The organism is Pseudomonas mangrovi, assembly GCF_003052585.1.
Lineage (GTDB): Bacteria > Pseudomonadota > Gammaproteobacteria > Pseudomonadales > Pseudomonadaceae > Aquipseudomonas > Aquipseudomonas mangrovi.
The window spans coordinates 191,736-214,768 of record NZ_QASN01000020.1; the positions used below are offsets into that span (position 1 = coordinate 191,736).

Below are 23,033 nucleotides of genomic sequence, written 5' to 3' on the forward strand. Positions count from 1 at the left end.
CCGGTACAGGTAAGTCCGCAATGGACCAAGAGAATCCGTACGCTACGCCCAAGGTTGAACTGATCGAGTCGGTTTCGCTGCGCAGCCTGCCCGGCCTGAGTGCCAGTCACTTGCGTCTGCTTGGCTGGCTAATGTTGGTCTGCTTGTTAGGCGAGCTGATCTCGCTAGCGTTGTTTGCGCTAGGTGACGGATATGACCGTGACGAGCTGGTAGTGGCCAGTGATGTCGTAAGCAGTTCCATCGTTCTGCTTGGCGCCTATTTGCTTCTGCGTCTGAGGATGCTGCTCGTTGCGCGGTTTGCAGCTCAAGGTCTTGACCGCCCCGTCGTTCTGAGTGTCATCCTCAGTGTCCTCGCTCAGGCCATGCTATTGGCGTTGGGTGATGAATGGTGGTCGTCTGGCCGCTGGGCCGTAGCGATGGTCTTAGTGCTGGTGCTGTTCGGAGGAGCCACTCTCTGGCTGGGTATCGCGCTGTTGCGCATTCCGGAGTCCTACGGCCTTTTGCGTACTCTGGCTTGGTTGCACATAGTCTCAGGCGCTATGACGATTTCGGTCATTCTGATGGTCCTGGCATTTCTGCTGCTGCTCGTCGCGCAGTTCGTGATGCTGCTGATCTTCTTTCGGGAAGCTAAAGAAACTCGCTGATCGTGCTCAACTTCCTCCCGGCTGGCGGTTCTGCGCCAGCAGCAGGTTCACCTCCAGCCAGCCGGCGACCGCGGCCTCGCCGGCCTGATCGAAGGTGCGTTGCAGCAGCTTGACCTGTTCGCGGCGTAGCAGGGCTTCCAGTTTCGCGCCTTCGGCGCTCAGCGACAGCAGGCGGCGGCGCTTGTCGTCGGCTGCTGTGCTGCTGTGCACCAGGTCCATCTCCTGCAACTGGCGCAACGGCATGTTCAGCGCCTGCTTGCTCACGCCCAGGCAGGCGAGCAGTTCCTTGACACTGAGCTGCGGCTGGCGGGCGATGAAGAACAGGATGCGGTGATGCACCCGCGACAGCCCGCGGCGCGCGAGTATCTCGTCGGCGCGGGCGGTGAACGCCTGATAGCCATGGAAGAAGGCTTCCATGGTACGCAGCTGGAGGTCGCGGTTTTTTAGGTCAGTCATGTTGACGTATCTGGTCGGGTCGGCGTAGGTTTGGTCAACTAGTTTGACTCAATTGTCCTGATCCTGAAACCGGTGCCCCCATGGCCTTTTCCGCTCGCGTCAGCCGTCTCAAGAGCTCTCTGATTCGTGAAATCCTCGCTGCTGCCCAGCGTCCGGAGGTGATGTCCTTCGCCGGCGGCCTGCCCGCCGAGGCGCTGTTGCCCACGCTGGACTGGAGCGAGCTGCCCGCTTCCGTTGGCCAGTATGGGATGAGCGAGGGCGAACCGGCGCTGCGTGAGCTGATCGCGGCCGAGGCGCGCCAGCTTGGGGTGCCCTGCACCGCGGAGCAGGTGATGATCGTCAGCGGCTCGCAACAGACACTGGATCTGGCCGCCAAGCTGTTCATCGATCCAGGCACCCAGGTGCTGCTGGAGGCGCCGACCTATCTTGCTGCGCTGCAGTCGTTCCAGTTCTTCGGCGCCGATTGCCTGACAGTGCCGCAGGAGGCCGACGGTCCCTGCCTTGCCGCGCTGCGCGAGTGCCTGGAGCAGAACCGCCCGGCGTTCGCCTACCTGATTCCGACCTTCCAGAACCCCTCGGCGGTGCGCTACAGCGAAGCCAAGCGTGATGCGGTCGCGCAATTGCTCGACGCCTATGGCGTGACCCTGCTCGAGGATGAGCCCTACCGCGAGCTGGTGTTCGATGAAGGCAGCGCGACGCCGATAGTCGCGCGCCTGCGCAAGGCCAGCTGGATCTACACCGGTACGGTTTCCAAGACGCTGGTACCCGGGCTGCGCGTCGGTTATCTGATCGCAACGCCTGATCTGTTTCCCCATCTGCTGCGGCTCAAGCAGTCTGCCGACCTGCACACCAATCGCATCGGTCAGTGGCAGGCTCTGCAATGGCTGGGCAGCGAGCGCTACCGCGAGCACCTGGCGCAGCTGCGCTCGTTCTACCGCGAGCGGCGTGACGCCATGCAGCTATCGTTGCAAGCGCACTTTGCCGATCTGGCCGACTGGGAGATCCCGCAGGGCGGGCTGTTCTTCTGGTTGCGCCTGCGCCATGCCCAGGACACTCGGGAGCTGCTGGACGCTGCGCTGGCGCAGGATGTGGCCTTCATGCCCGGCGAGCCGTTCTTCGTCGACCCGGAGCGCAATCCCGGCTACCTGCGACTCAACTTCAGCCATGTCGCACCGGCGCGTCTGGACGAAGGATTGCGTCGGCTGGCTGCGGTGATCCGCAATGCCCAGGCCGAAGCGGCCTGAACAACCAAGCACGGGCGCGCGGCGCCCAAGGGAGGATGCATGTACAAGGTTTACGGCGATAGGCTTTCGGGCAACTGCTACAAGGTCAAGCTGATGCTCGAACTGCTCGGCCTGGCATACGAGTGGGTGGAGGTCGACATTCTCAAGGGCGAGACCCAGACCGAGGCGTTCCTGGCGATGAACCCGAACGGCAAGATCCCGGTGCTGGAGCTGGAGGACGGGACCTTCCTCTGGGAGTCGAATGCCATCCTCAACTTCCTCGCCGACGGCAGCGAGTTCCTGCCGAGCGAGCCGCGCCTGCGTACCCAGGTGCTGCAGTGGCAGTTCTTCGAGCAGTACAGCCACGAGCCCTACGTGGCGGTGGCGCGCTTCATTCGCCTGTACCAGAACATGCCCGCCGAGCGGCAGGCCGAGTACGACTGCTGCATCGCTCGTGGCTATCGCGCGCTACGGGTCATGGAGCAGCAGTTGCAGCGCAGCGAATTTCTGGTCGGCGACCAGTACACGATTGCCGACATAGCGCTCTATGCCTATACCCACGTGGCGGATGAGGGCGGCTTCTCGCTGGAGGAATTCCCGGCGCTGCGCGCTTGGCTGGCGCGCGTGGCCAGTCATCCGCGTCATGTGACCATGCTCGGCTGAGACGACTGCAGCGTCATGCGTAGCGGCATGCGCAACGGCGTGCGCCGGGTCAGCTCGGGGCGAAGCGCTGGTCGAGATAGGCGATGATCGCCTTCGACTCGTACAGCCAGCGCGTGCCGTTTTCCTCGTCGATACGCAGGCACGGCACCTGCAGCTTGCCGCCCTCGGCGAGCAGGGTCTGGCGGTGCTCATCGGCTTTGGCGTCACGCAGGGCCACCGGCAGGTTCAGTCGGTGCAGGGTGCGGCGGGTCTTCACGCAGAACGGGCAGGCGTTGAACTGATAGAGCGCCAGACCTGCCGCTTCGCCGTCCACCCGGGCCTGTAGCTGCGGGTCGCGCTTGAGCTTGCGCGGGCGGGTGATGAAGTCGAGAAAGATGATGATCTGGCCGAGGCCGATCCGCAGCGCCTTGATAAGCATCGCCGGAGTATTCCTGAAGGTGTCGGGAGAAAGGATGTGGCTGCGGGCGGAGCCATGTGTCCGCCCGCAGCTTTTGCGGTGCTCAGCGGATCAGGCTGAGGAACTCGCTGCGGGTGGCGGCATTCTCGCGGAATTCGCCGAGCATCACCGAGGTGACCATCGAGGAGTTCTGCTTCTCGACGCCGCGCATCATCATGCACATGTGCTGCGCCTCGATCACCACGGCCACGCCCAGGGCGCCGGTGACCTGCTGCACCGCCTCGGCGATCTGTCGGCTGAGGTTTTCCTGGATCTGCAGGCGCCGGGCATACATGTCGACGATGCGCGCCACCTTGGACAGACCAAGCACCTTGCCGCTGGGGATATAGGCGACATGCGCCTTGCCGATGAAGGGCAGCAGGTGGTGTTCGCACAGCGAGTACAGCTCGATGTTCTTCACCAGCACCATCTCGCTGCTGTCGGAGCTGAACAGCGCGTCGTTGGTGACTTCCGCGAGTGTCTGTGAATAGCCCTTGCACAGGTACTGCATGGCCTTGGCGGCGCGCTTGGGAGTATCCAGCAGACCTTCGCGAGTCACGTCCTCGCCGAGTTGGCCGAGGATGGCGGTGTAATTCTGTTCCAGGGACATTGAGCTACCTGTCGGTTTCATGGGCGGGTGCAGGGTAGGGGCGGGCGGTTCGGCTGGCAAGAGGAGGGCGGCGCGTAACGCGCCATCATTCGTCACGACCGTCAAGCATCGTTCGCTTGAGGATGACGTAGAGCGCCCCGGTGCCGCCGTGCCGTGGCAGGCAGGAAGTGAAACCCAGCACCTGCGGATGCTGGCGCAGCCAGGTGTTGACGTGGCTCTTGATCAGCGGACGCTTGCCGTCGGTGCGTGCGGCCTTGCCGTGGGTGACGCGCACGCAGCGGATCTCCAGGCGGGTGGCTTCGGCAAGAAACTCCCAGAGGGTGTCGCGGGCCTTTTCGACGCTCATGCCATGCAGGTCGAGGCCGCCCTCGAAGGCGATCTGGCCGGCCTTGAGCTTGCGCATCTGGCCATCCTGCACGCCATTGGCAGCCCAGTAGAGTTCGTCTTCTGCGCCGACATCGATCACGAACTGGTCGGACAGGCCGTCGACCTTGTGCGTCTCGCTGCGCTGGGTTGCCGCCTGGCGCAGGGTATCGATGCGCGCACGGTCGCGTTTCGGCTTGCCGGTGTCGGCGCGATCATGGCTGATCGGCTTCACGCCGCGCATCTGCGCCTGAAACAGGGAAAGGTCGTCGTCTGGTTGCATCGTGGCCTCCGCGAAGGGGCGCCAGTGTAGCAAGGCTGGCAGGCCGCTTTCAGCCGTGCCGGCGCATCAGGTGCGGCGCCAGGCAGAGGTCGCCGTTGCCCTGCTGACGGCGGCGGGCACGGCGGCGCAACAGCAACGCACAGACGATCAGCAGCACACCCGCCAGCAGCAGGCTGAGGGTGACGCCCACCGGCGCGCTCACGTCGCTACGGACACCGCTGAGACTGGTTGTTGCGACGCCCAGCAATGCCAGCCCGCCGAGCCACAGCAGCAGCACGAAGAGACCGACCATACGGCTGCGCCAACTGCGTCGCGGACGCGAGCGCAGACAGCGGGCATCGAAATCGCCGGACAGCTTCATTGAATCTTCCTCCCGTGCATTGGCCGCTATGACTCGATTAGCTGCGCGATGTTCCTGCGCGTGCTCAGTTGGAGCGGATCAGTTCGGCGCAGTCGGCGACCAGAATGGCGAAGTTGTCGGCCAGCGCCGCCATCTCCAGACGGTGGATCTGCTCGGCAGCAATGCTGCCATCGGCAAACGGCAGGTCGCGGGTAGCGCAGGCGCTTTCGACCAGCGTGCAGCGATAGCCGTAGTCCTTCATTGCGCGCACCGTGCTGCTGACGCTGGAATGGGTCATGAAGCCGCAGACCACCACGTCCAGACGGCCGAGGGACTGCAGATAGTCATGCAGTTCGGTGCTGGCAAAGGCGTTGGGCAGCCGCTTTTCGATGATCTTTTCGGCGGCCTGCGGCTGTGCCTCGGCAAGAAATTCGCCGCGCGGCCCCTGTGGATCGAAGAGACCGCCAGGAATGCCGAGGTGGCGAACGTGAATGATCGGCGTGCCCTGCTGACGTGCGGCGTGCAGCAGGCTGGCAATCTCGGCGATGGCGGGCTCGAGACCGGGCAGGCGCAGTGTGCCGCTGCGGTACTCCTCCTGGGCGTCGATGACCAGCAGGGTCGCGCTGTCCAGGCGAGCTGGCGCATAGGTACGACCAGTGAGCTGCAGCAGTGTCTGCGGCGGGTTCATGTCGGGCTCCGCGGTAAATCGATCGGCCATTCTGGACGCTCACCGCGCGTCTGTGAACCCTCGGTCGGAATATGCTGGGCGGGTTCCCTTTTGCTTTCGGCGCCAGTTGGCATTCCGGCGAGATGGCCCGTGGCTGCAAAGGCCGCGATGGCTGGTTACACTGCGCGCCTTTGATCAGAGGTGCTGCCCGTGACCATCGCCAACTCCCGTCTACGCACCCTGCGCGATCACATCCGCTGGGCCGTCAGCCGCTTTCACGCCGAGCAGCTGTTCTTCGGTCATGGCGCGGACAACGCCTGGGACGAGGCCCGCCTGCTGGTGCTGGGCGCGCTGAACCTGCCCTACGAGATGGCCGACGCCTATCTCGACTGCAATCTCGAGGATGACGAGCGCGAATATCTGCAGATGCTGCTCAGCCGGCGTATAGAGGAGCGCGTGCCGACTGCCTACCTGCTTGGCGAAGCCTGGTTCTGTGGCCTGCCGTTCATCGTCGATCCGCGGGTGCTGGTGCCGCGCTCGCCGCTGGCCGAGCAGATCGAGCGGCGCTTCCGCCCCTGGCTGACGACCGAACCGGCGCGGATTCTGGATCTGTGCACCGGTTCCGGTTGCATCGGTATCGCCTGCGCCTACGAATTCCCCGAGGCCGAGGTGGTGCTCGCCGACCTGTCCTTCGATGCGCTCGAAGTGGCCAATCTGAACATCGAGCGGCATGGCCTGGAAGAGCGCGTCTACACGGTCCAGGGTGATGGCTTTGCCGGCCTGCCGGGCCAGCGCTTCGACCTGATCCTGAGCAACCCGCCTTATGTCGACGCCGAGGACTTCGCCGACATGCCGGCCGAATACCAGCACGAGCCGGAGATCGGTCTGGCCTGTGGCGAGGACGGCCTGGACCTGGTGCGGCGCATGCTGGCCGAGGCTGCCGATCATCTGAGCGAGCAGGGTGTGCTGGTGGTCGAGGTCGGCAACAGCGAGGTGCACGTGCGTGCGGCCTATCCGGACGTGGACTTCACCTGGCTGGAGTTCGAGCGCGGCGGGCACGGCGTGTTTCTGCTCACCGCCGAGCAGTGCCGCCGCCATCAAGCACTGTTTGCCAGCCGGATTGCCGGCGCCTGACGCCCGTGTGGCCGCGGGCGTGATCAGGCAACCCTCGCGCTGACCGGCTTGCAGCCGAGCTCAGCGCGTCGCTATCCAGATCAGCAGGCCGGCCTGGAAGGTACAGAAGATCACCAGGCAGGCGATCGAGAAGCGCAGGGTGCTGTCCTCGCGCTTGAGTCCGGCAACCGTCTCATCGCGCTTGCGCAGCTGGCCTTCCAGCTCGCGGATGCCGCGGTCGGCCTGCTGCAGCATGGCGGCGGCTTCGAGCAGCTCGACGAGCTGCACCTTGTCGGTGTTCCAGTTGCCATGCAGCACGCCAACGTGGCTGGCGCTGCAGCGTGCCTTCAGCTGCAGCGGGTCTTCGTAGCTGACTTCGAAGCCGAGCGCCTTGAGGAAATGGTCGCGACGCTCGCGCGCTTCGTCGCTGAAGGCGTCCTTGGACGGTAGCGCCTGACCTTCGACGGCATAGGTGGAAAAGCGCTGCTTCGCCCACTCGATACCCTGGGCCAGCAGGAAGCGGCCCAGTCCGCGATCCTGTGGCTCGACCTGGAAGCCGTCGTCGAGGCCGAAGCGCACTTCGCGGCTGCGATGGTCCACCCAGACTTCCAGGCAATTCTGATTCTTGCGTGTCTGCTGATCAGGCAGCTGCAGGCTCAGCCGCAGCAGGCTCTGCTGTGGCGAATGACGCTCGACGCGGCCGAGCTGGGCGAAGCGCAGGGGCGCCGGCTTGGCGCCGCGTCCGCCCGGCTGCGGCGCCAGACGCAACAGGCGAAAGCGCTCTGCTGCAAGCGCCGCCCAGGGGTGTGGCTTGGCTTCGTCGGTTTCGCTGGGAGCATCGCTGTTCTGTTCGGTCATCGGCGCTGTCCTGTCTGCCGGTTCGCTTGCCAGGAGCCTATCGGCCGGCCGGCGCGTCACTGGAGGGTGGCAGCATGCCTGCATCGATCAGAAAGCGCAGCAGCACCGGTTGCAGGCCGGGTGACAGCGGCCGTGACGGGTCGTTGTAACTGGCCAGTGGGTCGGTCTGCTCGCCGACATCGCGCAGCACGTGGTCCATCCCTTCGATGATTGCCAACTGGACCGCCGGGCGCGCGGAGGCCAATGCCCGTGCATCCGCCACGCCGACCTGGATGTCGCGGTCGCCCTGCAGTACCAGCGCCGGCATCTGCGTGGCCGCGAAGGCGGCGAGGGGATCCTCGCGCAGCAGCGACACCAGATAGGGCTGCACACTGGGGCGGAACAGCCCGCGTAGCGCATCCGGCACCGGTATGCCGCTGCGCCCGGCCAGCAGTTGGTCGAGCAACCGCTCGCTGTAGGCCAGGGGTGCGGCGCTCAGGCGCTGGCGCAGTTGCTCGCGCAGCACCTGATCGATCGGCCGACCGCTGCCGGCGATCAGGATCAGCGCCTGGGCGTCGGCCTCCTGCGCGGCCAGGCTGGCGACCAGCGCGCCCTCGCTGTGGCCGATCAGGATCAGCGGCCCCAGCCTTGCGTCCTGCTTCAGCAGATGGCTCCAGGCGATGACGTCGGCGCGGTAGCGTGCAACCGACAACCGGCTTTCGTCCGGTTCCGCGGCGAGGCTTGCGGCGACGCCGCGCTTGTCATAGCGCAGGCTGGCGATGCCCTGGCTGGCGAGCAGGCGGGCCAGGCGCTTGAGACTGTCGTTGCGCGCCTGCGGCTGGTTGCCGTTGCGGTCGGTCGGGCCGGAACCGGCGACGATCAGCGCCACCGGCGGCGGTTGCTGGCTGCCCGGTAGCAGCAGCGTGCCGTAGAGGATTCCCCCGTTGCTTTGCAGCTGCACGGGCTGCTCGCGCAGCAGCGCCGAGTGGGCGGGCAGAACGAGTAGCGACAACAGCAGGATGAGGATTCTGGGCATGGCGGGACTATACGACGAATGCGCATCCGACACGGGACGCCAGCGGAGGTTCGGGGTGAAGTGGCGCGGCGCCGCGGGTATACTCGCGCCTCTCGTTTTTCAGGCTGATTCCGCGGAGCGTCCTGCATGTCCGGCAACACCTACGGCAAGCTGTTCACCGTCACCACCGCCGGCGAAAGCCATGGTCCGGCCCTGGTCGCCATCGTCGACGGCTGCCCGCCAGGCCTGCCGCTGTCCGCCGAGGACCTGCAGCTTGACCTCGACCGGCGCAAGCCGGGTACCAGCCGCCACACCACCCAGCGCCAGGAAGACGACAGCGTCGAAATCCTCTCCGGCGTGTTCGAAGGGCGCACCACCGGCTGCCCGATCGGCCTGTTGATCCGCAACACCGACCAGAAGTCCAAGGACTACTCGGCGATCAAGGATCTGTTCCGCCCGGCCCACGCCGACTACAGCTACCACCACAAGTACGGCCTGCGCGACTACCGCGGCGGTGGCCGCAGCTCGGCGCGCGAGACCGCCATGCGCGTGGCCGCCGGTGCCATTGCCAAGAAGTACCTGGCCACCCAGGGCATCCTGATCCGCGGCTACATGAGCCAGCTGGGTCCGATCGAGCTCCCCTTCAAGAGCTGGGAGTCGGTCGAACAGAACGCCTTTTTCAGTCCCGATCCGGACAAGGTCGCCGAGCTTGAGGCCTACATGGACCAGCTGCGCCGCGACCAGGATTCGGTCGGCGCGAAGATCACCGTGGTCGCCGAGGGCGTCAAGCCTGGCCTGGGCGAGCCGATCTTCGATCGCCTGGACGCCGAACTGGCGCACGCGCTGATGAGCATCAACGCGGTCAAGGGCGTGGAGATCGGCGCCGGTTTCGCCTGCGTCGCCCAGCGCGGCACCGAGCACCGTGACGAGCTGACCCCGGAGGGTTTTCTCTCCAACAACGCCGGCGGCATTCTCGGCGGCATCTCCAGCGGCCAGCCGATCATCGCCCACCTGGCGCTCAAGCCGACCTCCAGCATCACCACCCCGGGCCGCTCCATCGACCTGCATGGCAATCCGGTGGAGGTCATCACCAAGGGCCGCCACGACCCCTGCGTCGGCATCCGCGCCACGCCCATCGCCGAGGCGATGATGGCGCTGGTGCTGATGGATCACCTGCTGCGCCAGCGCGCGCAGAATGCCGAGGTCGAGGTCTACACGCCGGTGCTGCCGCAGCTGTGAGTCTGGTGTCCGGTCGCCGTTTTCCGGTCGGCGCCGGCGCGGTGGCTGGTGGCTGGCGCAAGGGGTTGCTCGCAGTTGCCCGAACCCTGTCGGCTGCGCCGTCGAACCGCCCGCCGGCGGGCACGCGCAACCCATGAGCGCTGCGGTGCCGTACTGGCGGTTGTCCAACTTCTATTTCTTCTACTTCGCCCTGCTCGGTGCGACAGCGCCGTTCCTCGGCCTGTATTTCGAGCACCTGGGCTTTTCCGCCGCGCGCATCGGTGAACTGGTGGCATTGCCGATGCTGATGCGCTGCATCGCGCCCAACCTGTGGGGCTGGCTGGGTGACGTCAGCGGTCGGCGCCTGGCTATCGTCCGCCTCGGTGCGCTCTGCACCCTGGGCGCCTTCACGCTGATCCTGCTGGGCAAGAGCTTCGCCTGGCTGGCGCTGGTGATGATCCTGCATGCGTTCTTCTGGCACGCGATCCTGCCGCAGCTGGAGGTCATCACCCTGGCGCACCTGCATGAACAGTCGGCGCGCTACGCGCGCATCCGCCTGTGGGGCAGCATCGGCTTCATCTGCACGGTGATCGGCCTGGGCGTGCTGTTCCAGCGGGTCAGCCTGGATGCCTATCCCTGGGCGCTGATCCTGATCATGTGCGGCATCGTCCTGGGCAGCTTCTGGGTGCCGAGTGCGACCCCCACGATGGTGGCCGACAGCTCGCAGGCGGACAGCGGTTTTCTGCGCCAGCTGCGTCGCCCCGGGGTGCTGGCATTCTTCGCCTGCGTCGGGCTGATGCAGCTCAGCCACGGGCCTTACTACACCTTCCTCAGCATCCATCTCGAAGCGCTCGGCTACAGCCGCGGGGTGATCGGCCTGCTCTGGGCGCTGGGGGTGGTGGCGGAGATCATCCTGTTCCTGGTGATGGCGCGGGTGCTGGCGCGCTTCTCGCTGCGCGCCATCCTGGCGGCGAGTTTCCTCCTGGCGGCCGTGCGCTGGCTGCTATTGGGCTATTTCGCCGAGCACCTGGCGGTACTGCTGCTGGCGCAGCTGATGCACGCGGCGACCTTCGGCAGCTTCCACGTCGCCGCGGTGCATTTCGTCCAGCGCAGCTTCGGTTCGCACCAGCAGGGCCAGGGCCAGGCGCTCTATGCCACCCTGGCCGGGGTCGGTGGTGCGCTGGGTGCGCTTTACGCCGGCTACAGCTGGAACAGCCTGGGCGCGGATGCCACCTTTGCCATCGCCAGCCTGGCGGCATTGGCCGCAGCCGTTATCATTGCCATCCCTTTGCAGGAGGAGCGGGCATGACTGCCAGCCGTGACACCCTCAGCCAGGCGATCATCGACGCCGGGCGCTTTCTCTACTCGCGAGGCTGGTCGCCGGCGACCAGCAGCAACTATTCCGCCCGGCTGACCAGCAGCGAAGCGCTGCTGACCGTCTCCGGCAAGCACAAGGGCGAGCTGACGCCGGCCGATCTGCTCGCCGTCGATATGCAGGGGCAGAGCCTCGAGGAGGGCAAGAAGCCCTCGGCGGAAACCCTGCTGCATACCCAGCTGTACCGCTGGAACCCGGATATCGGCGCGGTGCTGCACACCCATTCGGTGAATGCCACCGTGCTGTCGCGGATGACCGCTGGCGACTCGCTGGTGTTCGTCGATTACGAACTGCAAAAGGCCTTCGCCGGCGTCAGCAGCCACGAAGGCGAAGTGCGCGTGCCGATCTTCGACAATGACCAGGACATCGCCCGCCTGGCCGGCAAGGTGCAGCCGTGGCTTGCGGCACACCCGGACTGCGTCGGCTACCTGATCCGTGGCCACGGGCTGTACACCTGGGGGCCGGCGATGAGCGATGCGCTGCGCCAGGTGGAGGCCTTCGAGTTTCTCTTCGAGTGTGAGCTGAAGGTCCGCGCGCTGCAGCGCTGAGCCCGAGAATTCAATGCCGCAGGCCGAGCCGCGGCCCTGCAAGGAGTGATCCCATGAGCAGACTGAGTGTTTATCACGAACATCATCCGGCTTTGCCGAGCAAGGTGCTGAGCCATGCCGAGGACATCGCCAGCACCCTGGCCGAGGTCGGTGTGCGCTTCGAGCAGTGGCAGGCGAGTGCGCCCATCGCGCCCGGTGCCAGCAGCGAGGAGGTGATCGCCGCCTACCGTCCGCAGATCGACAGGCTGATGGCCGAGGACGGCTACGTCACCGTCGATGTGGTCAGCCTGAATGCCGACCACCCGCAGAAGGCCGAGCTGCGTGCCAAGTTCCTCGACGAGCACAGCCACGGCGAGGACGAGGTGCGCTTCTTCGTCGCCGGCCGCGGGCTGTTCAGCCTGCATGTTGGCGAGCAGGTGTTCGAGGTGCTGTGCGAGAAGGGCGACCTGATCTCGGTGCCGGCCGGCACGCCGCACTGGTTCGACATGGGCGAGCATCCGCACTTCGTCGCCATCCGCCTGTTCAACAACCCCGACGGCTGGGTGGCGAAGTTCACTGGTGACGAGATCGCCAGCCGCTTCCCGCGCCTGGAGGACTGACGCCTTGGCCATCCGCGCGATACTCACCGATATCGAAGGCACCACCAGCGCGGTGAGCTTCGTCTTCGACGTGCTGTTTCCGTACGCCCGCCGGCATCTGCCGGGTTTTCTCCACGAGCATGCGTCTGATCTGGCGGTCGCCGCGCAGATCGAGGCGGTGCGCAGCGAGAGCGGCGACACCGAGGCAGATCTGCCACGGGTGACCGATATCCTGCTGCGCTGGATCGACATCGACCGCAAGGCCACGTCGCTGAAGGCGCTGCAGGGCATGGTCTGGGAGCAGGGCTACCGCGCCGGTGCGCTCAAGGGCCATGTCTACCCCGATGCGGTGGAAGCGTTGCGCCGCTGGCATGAGCAGGGTTACGCGCTCTATGTGTATTCCTCAGGCTCGATCCAGGCGCAGAAGCTGATCTTCGGCTGTTCCGAGGCGGGCGATCTGACGCCGCTGTTCTCAGGCTACTTCGATACCACCAGCGGGCCGAAGCGCGAGGCGGATTCCTATGCGCGGATCGCTGCGGCCATTGATCTTCCCGCCGAGGAGATCCTGTTTCTCTCCGACGTGGTGCAGGAGCTGGATGCTGCGCGCGAGGCGGGCATGCAGACCTGCGGTCTGGTCCGCGAGGGCGGGCAGTTGGGCGACCACCCGCAGGTGGCGAGCTTCGCGGTGATCGACCCGGCCGGCTTCTGAGCGTTGCGCTCGGCGCCTGCTGCTGAACCCAGGCGTCGGGTGAAGACTCCCAGTGATACCGGGCCATTGCGCCGGTGCAACCACAAGGAGTCGTCATGGAACTGTTCGGCGGGCTGTTCAGCCTGATCATCCTGGTCCTGGATATCTGGGCCATCCTCAACGTCATTCGCAGCAGCGCCGGCACCGGTGCCAAGGTGCTGTGGATCCTGCTGATCGTCATCCTGCCGCTGGTAGGCCTGATCATCTGGGCGCTGATGGGGCCACGTTCGCGGGTATAGATGCGGCCAATGGGGGCTGCCTTCGGCGCGCCTGTTGGGCCTCGTCATGCTCGGCACCAAGCTACGGCTCTGAAAGGTAGTAGGTTGGGCCGCCAGGCCCAACTGAGCGGGCCTTGCGGTGCGGCGGATTCGTGCAGTGTGCGAGGCCGTTCGTTGGGTACGGGTCGTAATTATGGTCGTCGGGCCCGACGGAGCCAGGCCGGCAGATCGCTCAGCAGCTACAACAGCGAGCCCTGCTGCATTGGCAGTGCGCCTTCGAGCTGCAGCAGGAGTGCCTTGCGCGACAGGCCACCGGCAAAGCCGGTAAGGCTGCCGTCACTGCCGATCACCCGATGGCAGGGCACTATCACCGCGATGGGATTGGCGCCGTTGGCCGCGCCTACCGCGCGAATCGCTTTGGGTCGATCGATGCGCCGAGCCAGTTCGGCGTAGCTGCAGGTGCTGCCAAAGGGTATTGCAACCAGGGCATCCCAGACCGCCCGCTGGAAGGGGGTGCCCCTGGCCGCCAGACGCAGCTCGAAACGCTGGCGGCGGCCGGCGAAGTACTCATCGAGCTGGCGGCAGACCTCGTCCAGCTGCGCGCCGGCAGGCTGCCAGCCCCCTACGGGCGGGTGTGGGTCGTCCTGATCCATGTGCAGCAGGCACAGGCCGGCGTCATCGCCGGCCAGCAGCAGGCGACCGAGTGGGCTTTCATGGTAGCGATGGAACATGGCATGGGCCTCGGGACGGCGAGGTGGACATCCTGCCTGCTCCAGTCCCGGCTCGCCACCGAAGCGGGGCTCTGGCGAGCGCGGTTCGACCTGTAACACCCACGGCAGTAGAATGCGCGCCCTTGTGCCCGATGGCGATCTGCCCGGGCGAGCTTTCAGTGCAGCGGAGACCGACGCCATGAGTGATTATCTGGAAACCCTCTACCAAGGCTATGGCCAGCGTTTCAGCATGGATAAACTGCTGCACGAGGTGCGCACCGAGCATCAGCATCTGGTGATCTTCGAGAACGCCCGCATGGGTCGGGTGATGGCGCTGGACGGGGTGATCCAGACCACCGAGGCGGACGAGTTCATCTACCACGAAATGCTCACCCACGTGCCGATTCTTGCCCATGGCGCCGCCAAGCGCGTGCTGATCATCGGTGGTGGCGATGGCGGCATGCTGCGCGAGGTGCGCAAGCATCGCGGCGTCGAGAGCATAACCATGGTCGAGATCGACGGCACCGTGGTCGAGATGTGCAAGGAGTTCCTGCCCAACCACAGTTGCGGCGCCTTCGAAGATCCGCGCCTGAACCTGGTGATCGACGACGGCATGAATTTCGTCGCCAACACCGAGGAGAGATTCGACGTGATCATCTCCGACTCCACCGACCCCATCGGGCCGGGTGAGGTGCTGTTCTCGGAGAACTTCTATCAGGCCTGTCGCCGCTGCCTGAACGATGACGGCATCCTGGTGACGCAGAACGGTACGCCCTTCATGCAATTGTCCGAGGTGCAGACCACTGCCGGGCGGATGAACGAGCTATTCGCCGATTGGCATTTCTATATGGCCGCGGTGCCGACCTACATCGGCGGCAGCATGACCTTCGCCTGGGGTTCGACCAGAGCCGAGTACCGCCGCCTGCCGCTGGAAACCCTGCGCCAGCGTTTCGCCGGCAGCGGCATCGTCACCCGCTACTACAACCCGGAGATCCACCAGGGCGCCTTTGCCCTGCCGCAGTACGTGCTGCAGGCAATCCACAAGCCTGGCAACGACTGATACGAGAGGGCGCTGGCTGCAACCAGCCAGCGAATTTCTCATCGCGCCTTAGGCGGGGCGGACAACGGCGCCATCTTGTTCGCCCGCGGTCGAGGGGGAGCGCTGGTTCAGGGGCGTATCCGGCCTCCCGGCAAGGGGCCGTCGGCCAGGTGATCCAGCACCGGATTCTTCGGACGGTATTCGGCCACCTGGGCCGCACGGGCCAGCACGCTCGGGTCGATCTTCTCCTGGCCGAAGGACGTGGCGCCGATAGGTCGGTAGTGGCGCGGCTCGACCTTGCTGTAGGCGCCGCCGAGGAAGTGACGCCAGGAGTCGGTGATGTTCGGCAGATCGGCTGGCAGCGCCGGCAGGCGCTGGCGATCGATGCCCAGACCGCATTCGCTGGCCTTTTCGGCCATCCAGCGCAGCGGCAGGTCGGATAGCGGATTGTCCGCGTAGCCGCCACCGACATTGGCATGCGCGCCGGCGAACCAGACCTGTTCGATGGTCTGGTTGGGCTTTTGTTTCGGATCCCAGAGGGTCGCGCAGTAGTTGCGCCTGTGCTCGTCCACCGCAACGGCGTGAAAGGCGTGGCGGACGATGCCGCTCAGTTCGGTGTCGTGGAAGCGATAGAACGCCTGGTTGAACCAGTTGAACGACTGCACCGGAATGCCCAGGGCGCCGACGGTATCCCAGACCCCGAGAAAGTGGATCGGAATCTCCCGCGAGTACTGCCGGCGAAAGAAGCGCGCGTTTTCCGAGTCGGCGCCCTCATCGCGGGTGCGGTAGAGCGAGTAGGCCTCGCTGGTCCGCCGATGGTGCGCCGGCAGGAGCAGCCCGCAATTGCGGATCATCCCGACCAGGCTGCGCGCGGAATAGGCACCGCGACTGAAGCCGAAGATGAATATCTGGTCGCCTTCCTCGTAGAGCTGAACCAGTTGGCGATAGCCCTCCTGGATCTTGCGCGACAGGCCGACGCCGAATACGCCGCCGCGCAGCTTGTCGTACCAGCGCGTGCCGACGCCGGTTTCGTACCACCTGAGCTGGACGCGGCCGTCGGCGCTGTCGGGAATCGCCTGGTGCAGTTTCCAGACATTGGTACTGGCGTCACCGTCCGCCGATGGATTGCGGTCGGGCGTGTTCCAGGTGCCGTCGAAGGAAATGATGATGTTCCTGGCCACGGGCATGCTCCCTGTCGAAAGATTGCCTGCGGCCGGCGCCGCAGATTCGATCAATCAAGCACAGGGAATGGGTGTGTGCTGCCTGGCAGGATACCGGTGGTCGGAAGAATCGGGATACCTCGCTGCCCGTGGGGCAGCGAGGTGTGCAGGCGCCGGTCAGGCCTGACTGGCGGACAGTTCCTGAGTGACACCCCAGCCGTCGAGAACCCCACCGAGTGGTGCGACTATCGACGCCAGGTCCTGACCGAAGTCGTCGATGCAGCCTTCGCTGGCATGCATCACTTTGCTGACCTGGAGATTCCAGCCACCGTCACGGCGGCGACTGACTTGCGCGTTGAGCGATTCGCCACGGAAATTCCGCGCCGCAAGGCGAGCGCGCCCCTCGTCGGGCAGGATGGCGTAGAACTCGATGGGATGAACGCGGGAAAAATCGAAGCCATGGTCTTTCATGCGGTGCAACAGGGTCGGGCTGACATCATCGTGCAAGGACGTGCTCATGGATGGCGCTCCTCTTCAGTGATTAACCGTTGCAATGGCGGAGAACACCGCCATGTCCTCATGGTAGGCACAGGTGGTCGCCTGCGCGCTAGTGCCCGTGGACATTTCCGACATGCCGTGGAATGGCGCAGGACCCCGTCGCAGTTTCCGTGAGGTGCCCCCATTTGGTGCGATTCGTTTCCGGAATAATTTCAAGTCATTGAAAGTAAACATGATTTATCGCTGGCATGAGCCTTGCGATGGCTGCCTTGTCCTGCCGGACCAGGAGCTGTCCAGTGACCCGCACCTTCTATGACGAGATGTACGACGCCCAGGGCGTCTGCCGCCCCCACTACCACGGTTTCGCCAGCTGGCTGGCGCAGACACCCCCCGAGCAACTGGCACAACGCAGACGCGAGGCCGATCTGCTGTTCCATCGCGCGGGCATCACCTTCACCCTCTATGGCGACGAGGAGGGCACCGAGCGGCTGATTCCCTTCGACACCATCCCGCGCAGCATCCCGCTGAGCGAGTGGCGCATGGTCGAGCGTGGCTGCATCCAGCGGGTCAAGGCGCTGAACCTGTTCCTCGATGACCTCTATCATGGCCAGCGCATCCTCAAGGCCGGGATCATTCCGCGCGAGCAGGTGCTGGCCAACGAGTGTTACCAACTGGCGATGCAGGGGCTCGATCTGCATCGCGGCATCTATGCGCACATCGCCGGAGTCGATCTGGTGCGCGACGGCGATGGCACTTACTACGTCCTCGAAGACAATCTGCGCACTCCCAGCGGGGTGAGCTACATGCTCGAGGACCGCAAGATGATGATGCGGCTGTTCCCCGAGTTGTTCGCCGCGCAGCGCGTCGCGCCCATCGATCACTATCCGAACCTGCTGCTCTCCACGCTCAAGAGCGCCAGCCCAGTGGACAACCCCAACGTCGTGGTACTGACCCCGGGGCGGTTCAACAGCGCCTACTTCGAGCATGCCTTCCTGGCACGGGAGATGGGCGTCGAACTGGTCGAGGGCGCCGACCTGTTCGTACGCGACGAGCATGTGTTCATGCGCACCACGGCGGGGCCCAGGCCGGTCGATGTGATCTACCGGCGGCTGGACGACGCCTACCTCGATCCGCTGGCGTTCAACCCGGACTCGATGCTTGGCGTGCCCGGTCTGCTGTCGGCCTATCGCAGCGGCAACGTGGTGCTGGCCAATGCCATCGGCACCGGCGTCGCCGACGACAAGTCGATCTATCCCTATGTCACCGACATGATCCGCTTCTATCTCGACGAGGAGCCGATCCTGCGCAACGTGCCGACCTGGCAGTGCCGCAATCCCGCTGAACTGTCACATGTGCTGGCCAATCTGGAGCAGCTGGTGGTCAAGGAAACCCAGGGCTCCGGCGGCTACGGCATGCTGGTCGGGCCGGCCTCGAGCAAGGCGCAGATCGAGGCGTTCCGTGCCCGGCTGCAGGCCAATCCGGGTGCCTATATCGCCCAGCCGACGCTGAGCCTGTCGACCTGTCCGACCTTCGTCGAGAGCGGCGTTGCGCCACGCCATATCGATCTGCGGCCGTTCGTCCTGACCGGCGAGGAAACGCGCCTGGTGCCGGGCGGGCTGACCCGGGTGGCGTTGCGCGAGGGGTCGCTGGTGGTCAATTCCTCGCAGGGCGGCGGCACCAAGGACACCTGGGTGGTGGAGGACTGAGCCGATGAAACCGATGAGGCCACAACAGAACCCGGAGGTTGCCGATGCTGAGTAGAACCGCTTCCGACCTCTACTGGATGTCGCGCTACCTGGAGCGTGCCGAGAATCTGGCGCGCATGCTCGACGTCAGCTACTCACTCTCGCTGATGCCGCAGGACGGCCGTGGGGCAGGGCTGGACGAGCTGGCCATGCCGCTGATGATCACCGGCACCCTGGAGGACTATCTGCAGCGCCATGGCGAGCTGCACGCCGAGCGCATGCTCAACTACTTCGCCCTGGATGCGGAAAACCCGGCCAGCATCTACTGCTGCCTGCAGGCGGCGCGCAGCAACGCCCACGCGGTGCGTGGACGGATCACCGCCGACATGTGGGAGAACATCAACGCCAGCTGGCTGGAGATGCGGGGCATCGCCGTGCAGGGCCTGGGTCGCTACGGGATGAGCCGCTTCTGCGAGTGGGTCAAGGAGCGCTCGCATCTGTTCCGCGGCGCCACCTACGGCACCATCATGCGTGGCGACGCCTACAGCTTCATTCGCCTGGGTGTGTTCATCGAGCGCGCCGACAACACGCTGCGCCTGCTTGACGCTCGCTACGAGCTGCTCGGCGAGGACGCCGACGAGGTCAGCGACAGCTCTGCGCGTGGCTACTACCAGTGGAGCGCGCTGCTCAAGGCGCTCAGCTCGTTCGAGGCCTACACCGAGCTGTACCGGGGGGCTCCGGATGCGGCGCAGGTGGCCGAGATGCTGCTGCTGCGCCCCGACGTGCCGCGCTCGCTGCACGCCTGTCTGCTCGAACTCGCGCAGATCCTGATCCAGCTGCCGGGCATCAACGGCCGACCGGCACAGCGCATGGCTGCCGAGCTTGAGGCGCGGCTGCGCTACACCGGTATCGAGGAAGTGCTGGCGGTCGGCCTGCACGACTGGCTCAGCGAATACATCCTGCAAGTGCGCCAGCTGGGCGCCGCGATCCACAGTGCCTATCTGGAGGCCGCATGAAACTGTCCATCCGCCACGAAACGACCTACAGCTACGACAACGAGGTGCGCAACAGCATCCAGTATCTGCGTCTGACGCCGCAGGAGAGCGAGCGCCAGCACGTCATCAGCTGGGAGCTGGGGCTGCCGCGCCCGGCGCGGGCCCAGGTCGATCCCTACGGCAACATCCTGCACGTGCTGACCATGGAAGAGCCGCACGCCAGCATCGTCATCAGTGCCAACGGTCAGGTCGAGATCGACGACAGCCGTGAGGTCGAGCATGACGGTCATGAAGTGTTGCCGTATCTGCGTTTCACCCGTCTGACCCAGGCCGACGATGCGCTGCGCGCTTTCGCTCATGAACAGTGCCGCGAGCGCCGCGACCGCAATGGCCTGATCGACCTGATGCACGGGCTGGCCGACCACATGACCTACCTGCCGGGCTCCACCGGCGTTGAAAGCACGGCGGCGGAGGCCTTCGCCGGTGGTGCGGGGGTCTGCCAAGACCATACCCACGCGTTTCTTGCCTGCAGCCGCACCCTCGGCCTGCCGGCGCGCTACGTCTCCGGCTATCTGCTGACCGAGGACAGCGCGCACCTGGCCAGCCATGCCTGGGCGGAGGTGTGGCTGGCCGATGGCTGGTACAGCTTCGATGTCAGCAATCGCCTGGCCCGTCCGGAGCGGCACCTCAAGCTTGCGGTCGGCCTGGACTATCTGGATGCTTGTCCGGTGCGCGGGGTGCGCCGCGGCGGCGGCTGCGAGCAGATGCACGCACGCGTACAGGTGCAGCAGTAGCCTGCGGCGAAACCGAAATCCTGATGGGTGAAACATGACTTACTGCGTTGCCATGTGCCTGGCCGATGGCCTGGTGTTCGTTTCCGACTCGCGGACCAATGCCGGCGTCGACCATATCGCCACCTTCCGCAAGCTCTACACCTTCGGCGTCGAGGGTGAGCGGATGATCGTCCTGCAGTGCGCCGGCAATCTGGCCACCTCGCAGTCGGTGATCAGCCTGCTGCGCCAGCGCCTGCATGGTGAAGGCCCGCACCTGTACAACGTGCCGAGCCTGTTCGACGCCGCGCGGCTGGTGGGCCAGACGCTGCGCGAGGTGGTCGAGCACGACGCCGCACCCAGCATGGCCGCCGGTGTCGACATGGGCTGCTCGTTTCTGCTTGGCGGGCAGATCGCCGGCGAGCCGCCTGCACTCTACAACCTCTATCCGCAGGGCAATTTCATCGCCGCGACGCCGGACACGCCGTACTTCCAGATTGGCGAGAGCAAGTACGGCAAACCGATTCTCGATCGCGCGCTACGCCATGACACGGATCTCGAGCACGCGCTGCGCTGCGCGCTGATCTCCTTCGACTCGACCATTCGCAGCAACCTGTCTGTCGGCATGCCTCTGGACCTGCTGGTCTATGCGCGTGACAGCCTGAAGATTCCCGCCGGCTTCAGGGTCGAGGAGGGCGATCCCTACTACGAAGGGGTGCGCGCCCAATGGTGCGGCAGCCTGCAGCGTCTGCTGCTCGAACTGCCCTGCGCACCGGGCAGCTATCTGAGCTGACCGCGCTGATCAGGCCAGGTTGCCGGGCTCGACCAGCGCGTCACTATCGACGCTTGCGCTGTTGCGTGGGCGTCGCGCCAGACTCAGTTCGGGAAGCTGGCCACCGATGAATTCCAGACTGCGGGTCGGGAAGGCGAAGCGAACGTCGAGGTCGCGCAGACCCTGCAGCAGGCCAAGATTGATCTCCTGCTGGATGTCCATGTAGCGGTTGTAGTCCGAGGTCTGCACGATGTGCACGACCTCTAGGGTCAGCTGGCTGTCGTCGAAGGAGAGGAAATGCGCGCGATCGAAGCGTGTCTCCGGGATTGCTTCGATGACCTTGCGTACCAGCTCGGTGACCTCGCGCACCTTCGCAGTGGGGGTGTCGTAGGCGATACCGAACTTGAAGACGATGCGCCGGGTGTTCATTCGCTTGTAGTTGTGCAGCGTCTGGCTGAGCAGGCTGGCATTGGCGCAGACGATCTGCTCGCCGCTCAGCGAGCGAATGCGGGTGGTCTTCATGCCGATGTGTTCGATGGTTCCGGCGACGCTGCCGAAGACCACGAAATCGCCGATCTCGAACGGTTTGTCGACGCCGATCGACAGCGAGGCAAACATGTCGCTGAGCAGCGTCTGCACCGCGAGGGCGATGGCGATACCCCCCACCCCCAGGCTGGCGACCAGCGCGGTGATGTTGACCCCCAGGTTGGCCAGGATCGACAGCAGCATCACCGCCCAGATCAGGATCAGCACCAGGATCGAGATGATGGTGGTGGTGACCGGGTTCAGATCGCCCGTGCCCTTGCGCTGCAAAAGGCCCGTGGTCCAAAGCCGTACGCCTGTGTCCAGCCAGAGCGCGACTTGCAGAGCCAGGGCAATGAACCAGCCATGGGATAGCGCCGAGTGCCAGTTGGGCGGCAGCTCCGCCAGCTTCAGTGCCAGCAGTAGCGAGAAGGCGAACAGCAACAGACCGTTGGTGCGGCCAAGAATCCGGGAGATGAAGGCTGGCCAGCGGCTACGGGCCTCCGGGATGGCATCCAGATGGCGGCGGACCAGGCCGATAGCGCTGCGTAGCAGCAGATGGAAGATAAGGGTCGCGCCGAGCACGATGGCTAAATTGATCCACAGGTCGGGTTCCAGCCAGTACGTCCAATCCTGCATCGCAATTCCTCCTCCTGAACGAAGATGGCAGGTGTCTGCCGTCCCCATTCGGTAGGCGCAAAGGAGGGATAGTTCCGCAGCGTCTAGCTGCGGCTGGCTCAGCAGTTGCTACAGGGTCTTTGCGTGTCGCCCAGGATCAGCTTGAAGTCTTCATAGCCACCGGCATTGCTGACGTTGCGGTAGCCAAGAGCCTGCAGGGCATCCTGGGCGATGGAGGAACGGCGGCCGCTGCGGCAGTAGAGAACGATGGGCGTGTCCTTGTCCGGGGCGAGCGTGGCGATCTGCTCGGCGATGTCTTCGTGGCCGATCCGTGTGGCGCCTGGCAGCGAGCCCGCAGCGAACTCTTCGGCGCTGCGTACGTCGATCAGCAGCGCGTTGGGATGCTGCAGTGCCTGTAGTGCAGCGTCGTCGTCGATCGGGGCGGCCAGTGTGGGCAGGCTCAGAATGGCTAGGGTCAGGGCGAGAATGCGCATGCTGGTCGGCTCCGGAATGGGGTCAAAGGGGCGACGTCCATCATCGCGCATTTTCGTCTGTACGAAAGCCGGCAGCGGCGTGCATTCATCGGGTGCTGTGCTTCGACCGAGCGGACTAGCCGAACAGTCGGCTGAGATTGGGCAGGATCAGCACCACTGCGGTAGCGAAGAGGATCAGGCCTGCTTGACGGAATTTCGGTTGCTTGGACATGGCGTTCGCCTTCTTGTTCTTGAGTGACGCACAGCACCTCCGAACAACTCGAGGGCGGGCGTTACCGGTAAGGAGACTGAAATCCGTATCGACGAAAAAGGGGTCGATCACGGTACCCACTTTCAATCTAGGAGCGGGCAGAGACAGTCCTTAGAAGACTTGGTCGCAAGAAGCCAGTTCCTTCATAGCGCAGCCTATCGACGCCGATCCATCCGCACCATCCG

Annotated in this window: 28 protein-coding genes; 15 read left to right on the forward strand and 13 right to left on the reverse strand. The window is 65.1% G+C overall.

Annotation, left to right across the window (positions count from 1 at the left end; genetic code table 11):
• Positions 1 to 20: 20 nt before the first annotated feature.
• The gene (locus tag DBO85_RS13590; RefSeq protein WP_108107816.1) at positions 21 to 644 is read left to right on the forward strand and encodes a hypothetical protein; all 624 of its coding nucleotides are present in this window, start codon (positions 21 to 23) and stop codon (positions 642 to 644) included.
• 6 nt (positions 645 to 650) lie between these two features.
• Here DBO85_RS13590 and DBO85_RS13595 read toward each other — a convergent pair whose 3' ends face one another.
• Positions 651 to 1,100 (reverse strand): MarR family winged helix-turn-helix transcriptional regulator, encoded by a 450-nt coding sequence (locus DBO85_RS13595; RefSeq protein ID WP_108107817.1) that lies wholly within the window; start codon positions 1,098 to 1,100, stop codon positions 651 to 653.
• 80 nt (positions 1,101 to 1,180) lie between these two features.
• Between DBO85_RS13595 and DBO85_RS13600 the strand changes: the two genes are divergently transcribed.
• The gene (locus DBO85_RS13600; RefSeq protein ID WP_108107818.1) at positions 1,181 to 2,344 is read left to right on the forward strand and encodes an aminotransferase-like domain-containing protein; all 1,164 of its coding nucleotides are present in this window, start codon (positions 1,181 to 1,183) and stop codon (positions 2,342 to 2,344) included.
• A 39-nt stretch (positions 2,345 to 2,383) separates the two neighbouring features.
• Positions 2,384 to 2,986, forward strand: a complete 603-nt coding sequence (locus DBO85_RS13605) for a glutathione S-transferase family protein (RefSeq protein WP_108107819.1) — start codon at positions 2,384 to 2,386, stop codon at positions 2,984 to 2,986.
• 49 nt (positions 2,987 to 3,035) lie between these two features.
• Here the strand turns inward: DBO85_RS13605 and DBO85_RS13610 are convergent, their stop codons facing one another.
• The 5 genes from DBO85_RS13610 to DBO85_RS13630 form a co-directional block, all read right to left on the reverse strand.
• Entirely contained in the window at positions 3,036 to 3,404 is a 369-nt protein-coding gene (locus tag DBO85_RS13610) for a glutathione S-transferase N-terminal domain-containing protein (RefSeq protein ID WP_108107820.1), read from the reverse strand.
• Between the two features lie 82 nt (positions 3,405 to 3,486).
• Complete coding sequence (folE, locus tag DBO85_RS13615; RefSeq protein ID WP_108107821.1) at positions 3,487 to 4,032, reverse strand: GTP cyclohydrolase I FolE; 546 nt, start codon at positions 4,030 to 4,032, stop codon at positions 3,487 to 3,489.
• Positions 4,033 to 4,117: 85 nt separating this feature from the next.
• Entirely contained in the window at positions 4,118 to 4,678 is a 561-nt protein-coding gene (locus DBO85_RS13620) for a Smr/MutS family protein (protein ID WP_108107822.1), read from the reverse strand.
• 49 nt (positions 4,679 to 4,727) lie between these two features.
• On the reverse strand, positions 4,728 to 5,039 hold the full coding sequence (locus tag DBO85_RS13625) for a hypothetical protein (RefSeq protein WP_108107823.1): 312 nt from the start codon (positions 5,037 to 5,039) through the stop codon (positions 4,728 to 4,730).
• A 64-nt stretch (positions 5,040 to 5,103) separates the two neighbouring features.
• A complete protein-coding gene (locus DBO85_RS13630) occupies positions 5,104 to 5,706 on the reverse strand; it encodes a cysteine hydrolase family protein (RefSeq protein WP_108107824.1) in 603 nt (200 codons plus the stop codon).
• A gap of 195 nt (positions 5,707 to 5,901) precedes the next feature.
• Between DBO85_RS13630 and prmB the strand changes: the two genes are divergently transcribed.
• Positions 5,902 to 6,819: a 50S ribosomal protein L3 N(5)-glutamine methyltransferase gene (prmB, locus tag DBO85_RS13635; protein ID WP_108108332.1), complete on the forward strand. Its 918-nt coding sequence runs from the start codon at positions 5,902 to 5,904 to the stop codon at positions 6,817 to 6,819.
• A 60-nt stretch (positions 6,820 to 6,879) separates the two neighbouring features.
• On the opposite strand, the gene DBO85_RS13640 is transcribed toward prmB, so the two are convergent.
• Together DBO85_RS13640 and DBO85_RS13645 are read right to left on the reverse strand one after the other, a co-directional pair.
• The gene (locus DBO85_RS13640) at positions 6,880 to 7,656 is read right to left on the reverse strand and encodes a hypothetical protein (protein ID WP_108107825.1); all 777 of its coding nucleotides are present in this window, start codon (positions 7,654 to 7,656) and stop codon (positions 6,880 to 6,882) included.
• Between the two features lie 37 nt (positions 7,657 to 7,693).
• Positions 7,694 to 8,671 (reverse strand): alpha/beta hydrolase, encoded by a 978-nt coding sequence (locus DBO85_RS13645; protein WP_108107826.1) that lies wholly within the window; start codon positions 8,669 to 8,671, stop codon positions 7,694 to 7,696.
• Positions 8,672 to 8,797: 126 nt separating this feature from the next.
• Here DBO85_RS13645 and aroC point away from each other — a divergent pair, with 126 nt between their 5' ends.
• From aroC to DBO85_RS13675, 6 genes are all read left to right on the forward strand, one after another.
• Positions 8,798 to 9,889 (forward strand): chorismate synthase, encoded by a 1,092-nt coding sequence (gene aroC, locus DBO85_RS13650; RefSeq protein ID WP_108107827.1) that lies wholly within the window; start codon positions 8,798 to 8,800, stop codon positions 9,887 to 9,889.
• 133 nt (positions 9,890 to 10,022) lie between these two features.
• Positions 10,023 to 11,177: an MFS transporter gene (locus tag DBO85_RS13655; protein WP_108107828.1), complete on the forward strand. Its 1,155-nt coding sequence runs from the start codon at positions 10,023 to 10,025 to the stop codon at positions 11,175 to 11,177.
• Entirely contained in the window at positions 11,174 to 11,791 is a 618-nt protein-coding gene (locus tag DBO85_RS13660; RefSeq protein WP_108107829.1) for a methylthioribulose 1-phosphate dehydratase, read from the forward strand. The genes DBO85_RS13655 and DBO85_RS13660 overlap by 4 nt, the downstream gene beginning before the upstream one ends.
• Positions 11,792 to 11,844: 53 nt before the next feature.
• Positions 11,845 to 12,390 (forward strand): 1,2-dihydroxy-3-keto-5-methylthiopentene dioxygenase, encoded by a 546-nt coding sequence (locus tag DBO85_RS13665; protein WP_108107830.1) that lies wholly within the window; start codon positions 11,845 to 11,847, stop codon positions 12,388 to 12,390.
• A gap of 4 nt (positions 12,391 to 12,394) precedes the next feature.
• Positions 12,395 to 13,078, forward strand: coding sequence for an acireductone synthase (gene mtnC / locus DBO85_RS13670; protein ID WP_108107831.1), 684 nt, complete (start codon positions 12,395 to 12,397; stop codon positions 13,076 to 13,078).
• A gap of 95 nt (positions 13,079 to 13,173) precedes the next feature.
• Complete coding sequence (locus DBO85_RS13675) at positions 13,174 to 13,356, forward strand: PLDc N-terminal domain-containing protein (protein ID WP_108107832.1); 183 nt, start codon at positions 13,174 to 13,176, stop codon at positions 13,354 to 13,356.
• Between the two features lie 218 nt (positions 13,357 to 13,574).
• Here the strand turns inward: DBO85_RS13675 and DBO85_RS13680 are convergent, their stop codons facing one another.
• Complete coding sequence (locus tag DBO85_RS13680; protein WP_108107833.1) at positions 13,575 to 14,066, reverse strand: methylated-DNA--[protein]-cysteine S-methyltransferase; 492 nt, start codon at positions 14,064 to 14,066, stop codon at positions 13,575 to 13,577.
• Between the two features lie 178 nt (positions 14,067 to 14,244).
• Between DBO85_RS13680 and speE the strand changes: the two genes are divergently transcribed.
• Positions 14,245 to 15,105: a polyamine aminopropyltransferase gene (speE, locus tag DBO85_RS13685; RefSeq protein WP_108107834.1), complete on the forward strand. Its 861-nt coding sequence runs from the start codon at positions 14,245 to 14,247 to the stop codon at positions 15,103 to 15,105.
• A gap of 107 nt (positions 15,106 to 15,212) precedes the next feature.
• Here the strand turns inward: speE and DBO85_RS13690 are convergent, their stop codons facing one another.
• The gene (locus DBO85_RS13690; RefSeq protein ID WP_108108334.1) at positions 15,213 to 16,265 is read right to left on the reverse strand and encodes a DUF2235 domain-containing protein; all 1,053 of its coding nucleotides are present in this window, start codon (positions 16,263 to 16,265) and stop codon (positions 15,213 to 15,215) included.
• A gap of 156 nt (positions 16,266 to 16,421) precedes the next feature.
• Entirely contained in the window at positions 16,422 to 16,763 is a 342-nt protein-coding gene (locus DBO85_RS13695; RefSeq protein WP_108107835.1) for a ribonuclease E inhibitor RraB, read from the reverse strand.
• 275 nt (positions 16,764 to 17,038) lie between these two features.
• Here DBO85_RS13695 and DBO85_RS13700 point away from each other — a divergent pair, with 275 nt between their 5' ends.
• Genes DBO85_RS13700 through DBO85_RS13715 form a run of 4 tightly spaced genes read left to right on the forward strand, consistent with a single transcriptional unit; the run spans position 17,039 to position 20,985 of the window.
• Entirely contained in the window at positions 17,039 to 18,448 is a 1,410-nt protein-coding gene (locus DBO85_RS13700) for a circularly permuted type 2 ATP-grasp protein (RefSeq protein WP_108107836.1), read from the forward strand.
• 44 nt (positions 18,449 to 18,492) lie between these two features.
• Positions 18,493 to 19,443 carry an alpha-E domain-containing protein gene (locus tag DBO85_RS13705; RefSeq protein ID WP_108107837.1) on the forward strand — a complete coding sequence of 317 codons (951 nt, stop codon included), beginning with the start codon at positions 18,493 to 18,495 and terminating at the stop codon, positions 19,441 to 19,443.
• Positions 19,440 to 20,216 (forward strand): transglutaminase family protein, encoded by a 777-nt coding sequence (locus DBO85_RS13710; RefSeq protein WP_108107838.1) that lies wholly within the window; start codon positions 19,440 to 19,442, stop codon positions 20,214 to 20,216. Before DBO85_RS13705 ends, DBO85_RS13710 begins: the two co-directional genes overlap by 4 nt.
• A gap of 34 nt (positions 20,217 to 20,250) precedes the next feature.
• Positions 20,251 to 20,985, forward strand: a complete 735-nt coding sequence (locus DBO85_RS13715) for a proteasome-type protease (protein ID WP_108107839.1) — start codon at positions 20,251 to 20,253, stop codon at positions 20,983 to 20,985.
• 9 nt (positions 20,986 to 20,994) lie between these two features.
• Here the strand turns inward: DBO85_RS13715 and DBO85_RS13720 are convergent, their stop codons facing one another.
• The gene (locus tag DBO85_RS13720; RefSeq protein ID WP_108107840.1) at positions 20,995 to 22,125 is read right to left on the reverse strand and encodes a mechanosensitive ion channel family protein; all 1,131 of its coding nucleotides are present in this window, start codon (positions 22,123 to 22,125) and stop codon (positions 20,995 to 20,997) included.
• Positions 22,126 to 22,223: 98 nt separating this feature from the next.
• Entirely contained in the window at positions 22,224 to 22,598 is a 375-nt protein-coding gene (locus DBO85_RS13725; RefSeq protein ID WP_108107841.1) for a rhodanese-like domain-containing protein, read from the reverse strand.
• Between the last annotated feature and the right edge of the window lie 435 nt (positions 22,599 to 23,033).

Excerpts from the sequence above, each read along its gene's own strand:
- DBO85_RS13590 (WP_108107816.1), top strand. The coding sequence starts at position 21 with ATGGACCAAGAGAATCCGTACGCTACGCCCAAGGTTGAACTGATCGAG.
- DBO85_RS13595 (WP_108107817.1), bottom strand. The coding sequence starts at position 1,100 with ATGACTGACCTAAAAAACCGCGACCTCCAGCTGCGTACCATGGAAGCC.
- DBO85_RS13600 (WP_108107818.1), top strand. The coding sequence starts at position 1,181 with ATGGCCTTTTCCGCTCGCGTCAGCCGTCTCAAGAGCTCTCTGATTCGT.
- DBO85_RS13605 (WP_108107819.1), top strand. The coding sequence starts at position 2,384 with ATGTACAAGGTTTACGGCGATAGGCTTTCGGGCAACTGCTACAAGGTC.
- DBO85_RS13610 (WP_108107820.1), bottom strand. The coding sequence starts at position 3,404 with ATGCTTATCAAGGCGCTGCGGATCGGCCTCGGCCAGATCATCATCTTT.
- folE (WP_108107821.1), bottom strand. The coding sequence starts at position 4,032 with ATGTCCCTGGAACAGAATTACACCGCCATCCTCGGCCAACTCGGCGAG.
- DBO85_RS13620 (WP_108107822.1), bottom strand. The coding sequence starts at position 4,678 with ATGCAACCAGACGACGACCTTTCCCTGTTTCAGGCGCAGATGCGCGGC.
- DBO85_RS13625 (WP_108107823.1), bottom strand. The coding sequence starts at position 5,039 with ATGAAGCTGTCCGGCGATTTCGATGCCCGCTGTCTGCGCTCGCGTCCG.
- DBO85_RS13630 (WP_108107824.1), bottom strand. The coding sequence starts at position 5,706 with ATGAACCCGCCGCAGACACTGCTGCAGCTCACTGGTCGTACCTATGCG.
- DBO85_RS13640 (WP_108107825.1), bottom strand. The coding sequence starts at position 7,656 with ATGACCGAACAGAACAGCGATGCTCCCAGCGAAACCGACGAAGCCAAG.
- DBO85_RS13645 (WP_108107826.1), bottom strand. The coding sequence starts at position 8,671 with ATGCCCAGAATCCTCATCCTGCTGTTGTCGCTACTCGTTCTGCCCGCC.
- aroC (WP_108107827.1), top strand. The coding sequence starts at position 8,798 with ATGTCCGGCAACACCTACGGCAAGCTGTTCACCGTCACCACCGCCGGC.
- DBO85_RS13655 (WP_108107828.1), top strand. The coding sequence starts at position 10,023 with ATGAGCGCTGCGGTGCCGTACTGGCGGTTGTCCAACTTCTATTTCTTC.
- DBO85_RS13660 (WP_108107829.1), top strand. The coding sequence starts at position 11,174 with ATGACTGCCAGCCGTGACACCCTCAGCCAGGCGATCATCGACGCCGGG.
- DBO85_RS13665 (WP_108107830.1), top strand. The coding sequence starts at position 11,845 with ATGAGCAGACTGAGTGTTTATCACGAACATCATCCGGCTTTGCCGAGC.
- DBO85_RS13675 (WP_108107832.1), top strand. The coding sequence starts at position 13,174 with ATGGAACTGTTCGGCGGGCTGTTCAGCCTGATCATCCTGGTCCTGGAT.
- DBO85_RS13680 (WP_108107833.1), bottom strand. The coding sequence starts at position 14,066 with ATGTTCCATCGCTACCATGAAAGCCCACTCGGTCGCCTGCTGCTGGCC.
- speE (WP_108107834.1), top strand. The coding sequence starts at position 14,245 with ATGAGTGATTATCTGGAAACCCTCTACCAAGGCTATGGCCAGCGTTTC.
- DBO85_RS13695 (WP_108107835.1), bottom strand. The coding sequence starts at position 16,763 with ATGAGCACGTCCTTGCACGATGATGTCAGCCCGACCCTGTTGCACCGC.
- DBO85_RS13705 (WP_108107837.1), top strand. The coding sequence starts at position 18,493 with ATGCTGAGTAGAACCGCTTCCGACCTCTACTGGATGTCGCGCTACCTG.
- DBO85_RS13710 (WP_108107838.1), top strand. The coding sequence starts at position 19,440 with ATGAAACTGTCCATCCGCCACGAAACGACCTACAGCTACGACAACGAG.
- DBO85_RS13715 (WP_108107839.1), top strand. The coding sequence starts at position 20,251 with ATGACTTACTGCGTTGCCATGTGCCTGGCCGATGGCCTGGTGTTCGTT.
- DBO85_RS13720 (WP_108107840.1), bottom strand. The coding sequence starts at position 22,125 with ATGCAGGATTGGACGTACTGGCTGGAACCCGACCTGTGGATCAATTTA.
- DBO85_RS13725 (WP_108107841.1), bottom strand. The coding sequence starts at position 22,598 with ATGCGCATTCTCGCCCTGACCCTAGCCATTCTGAGCCTGCCCACACTG.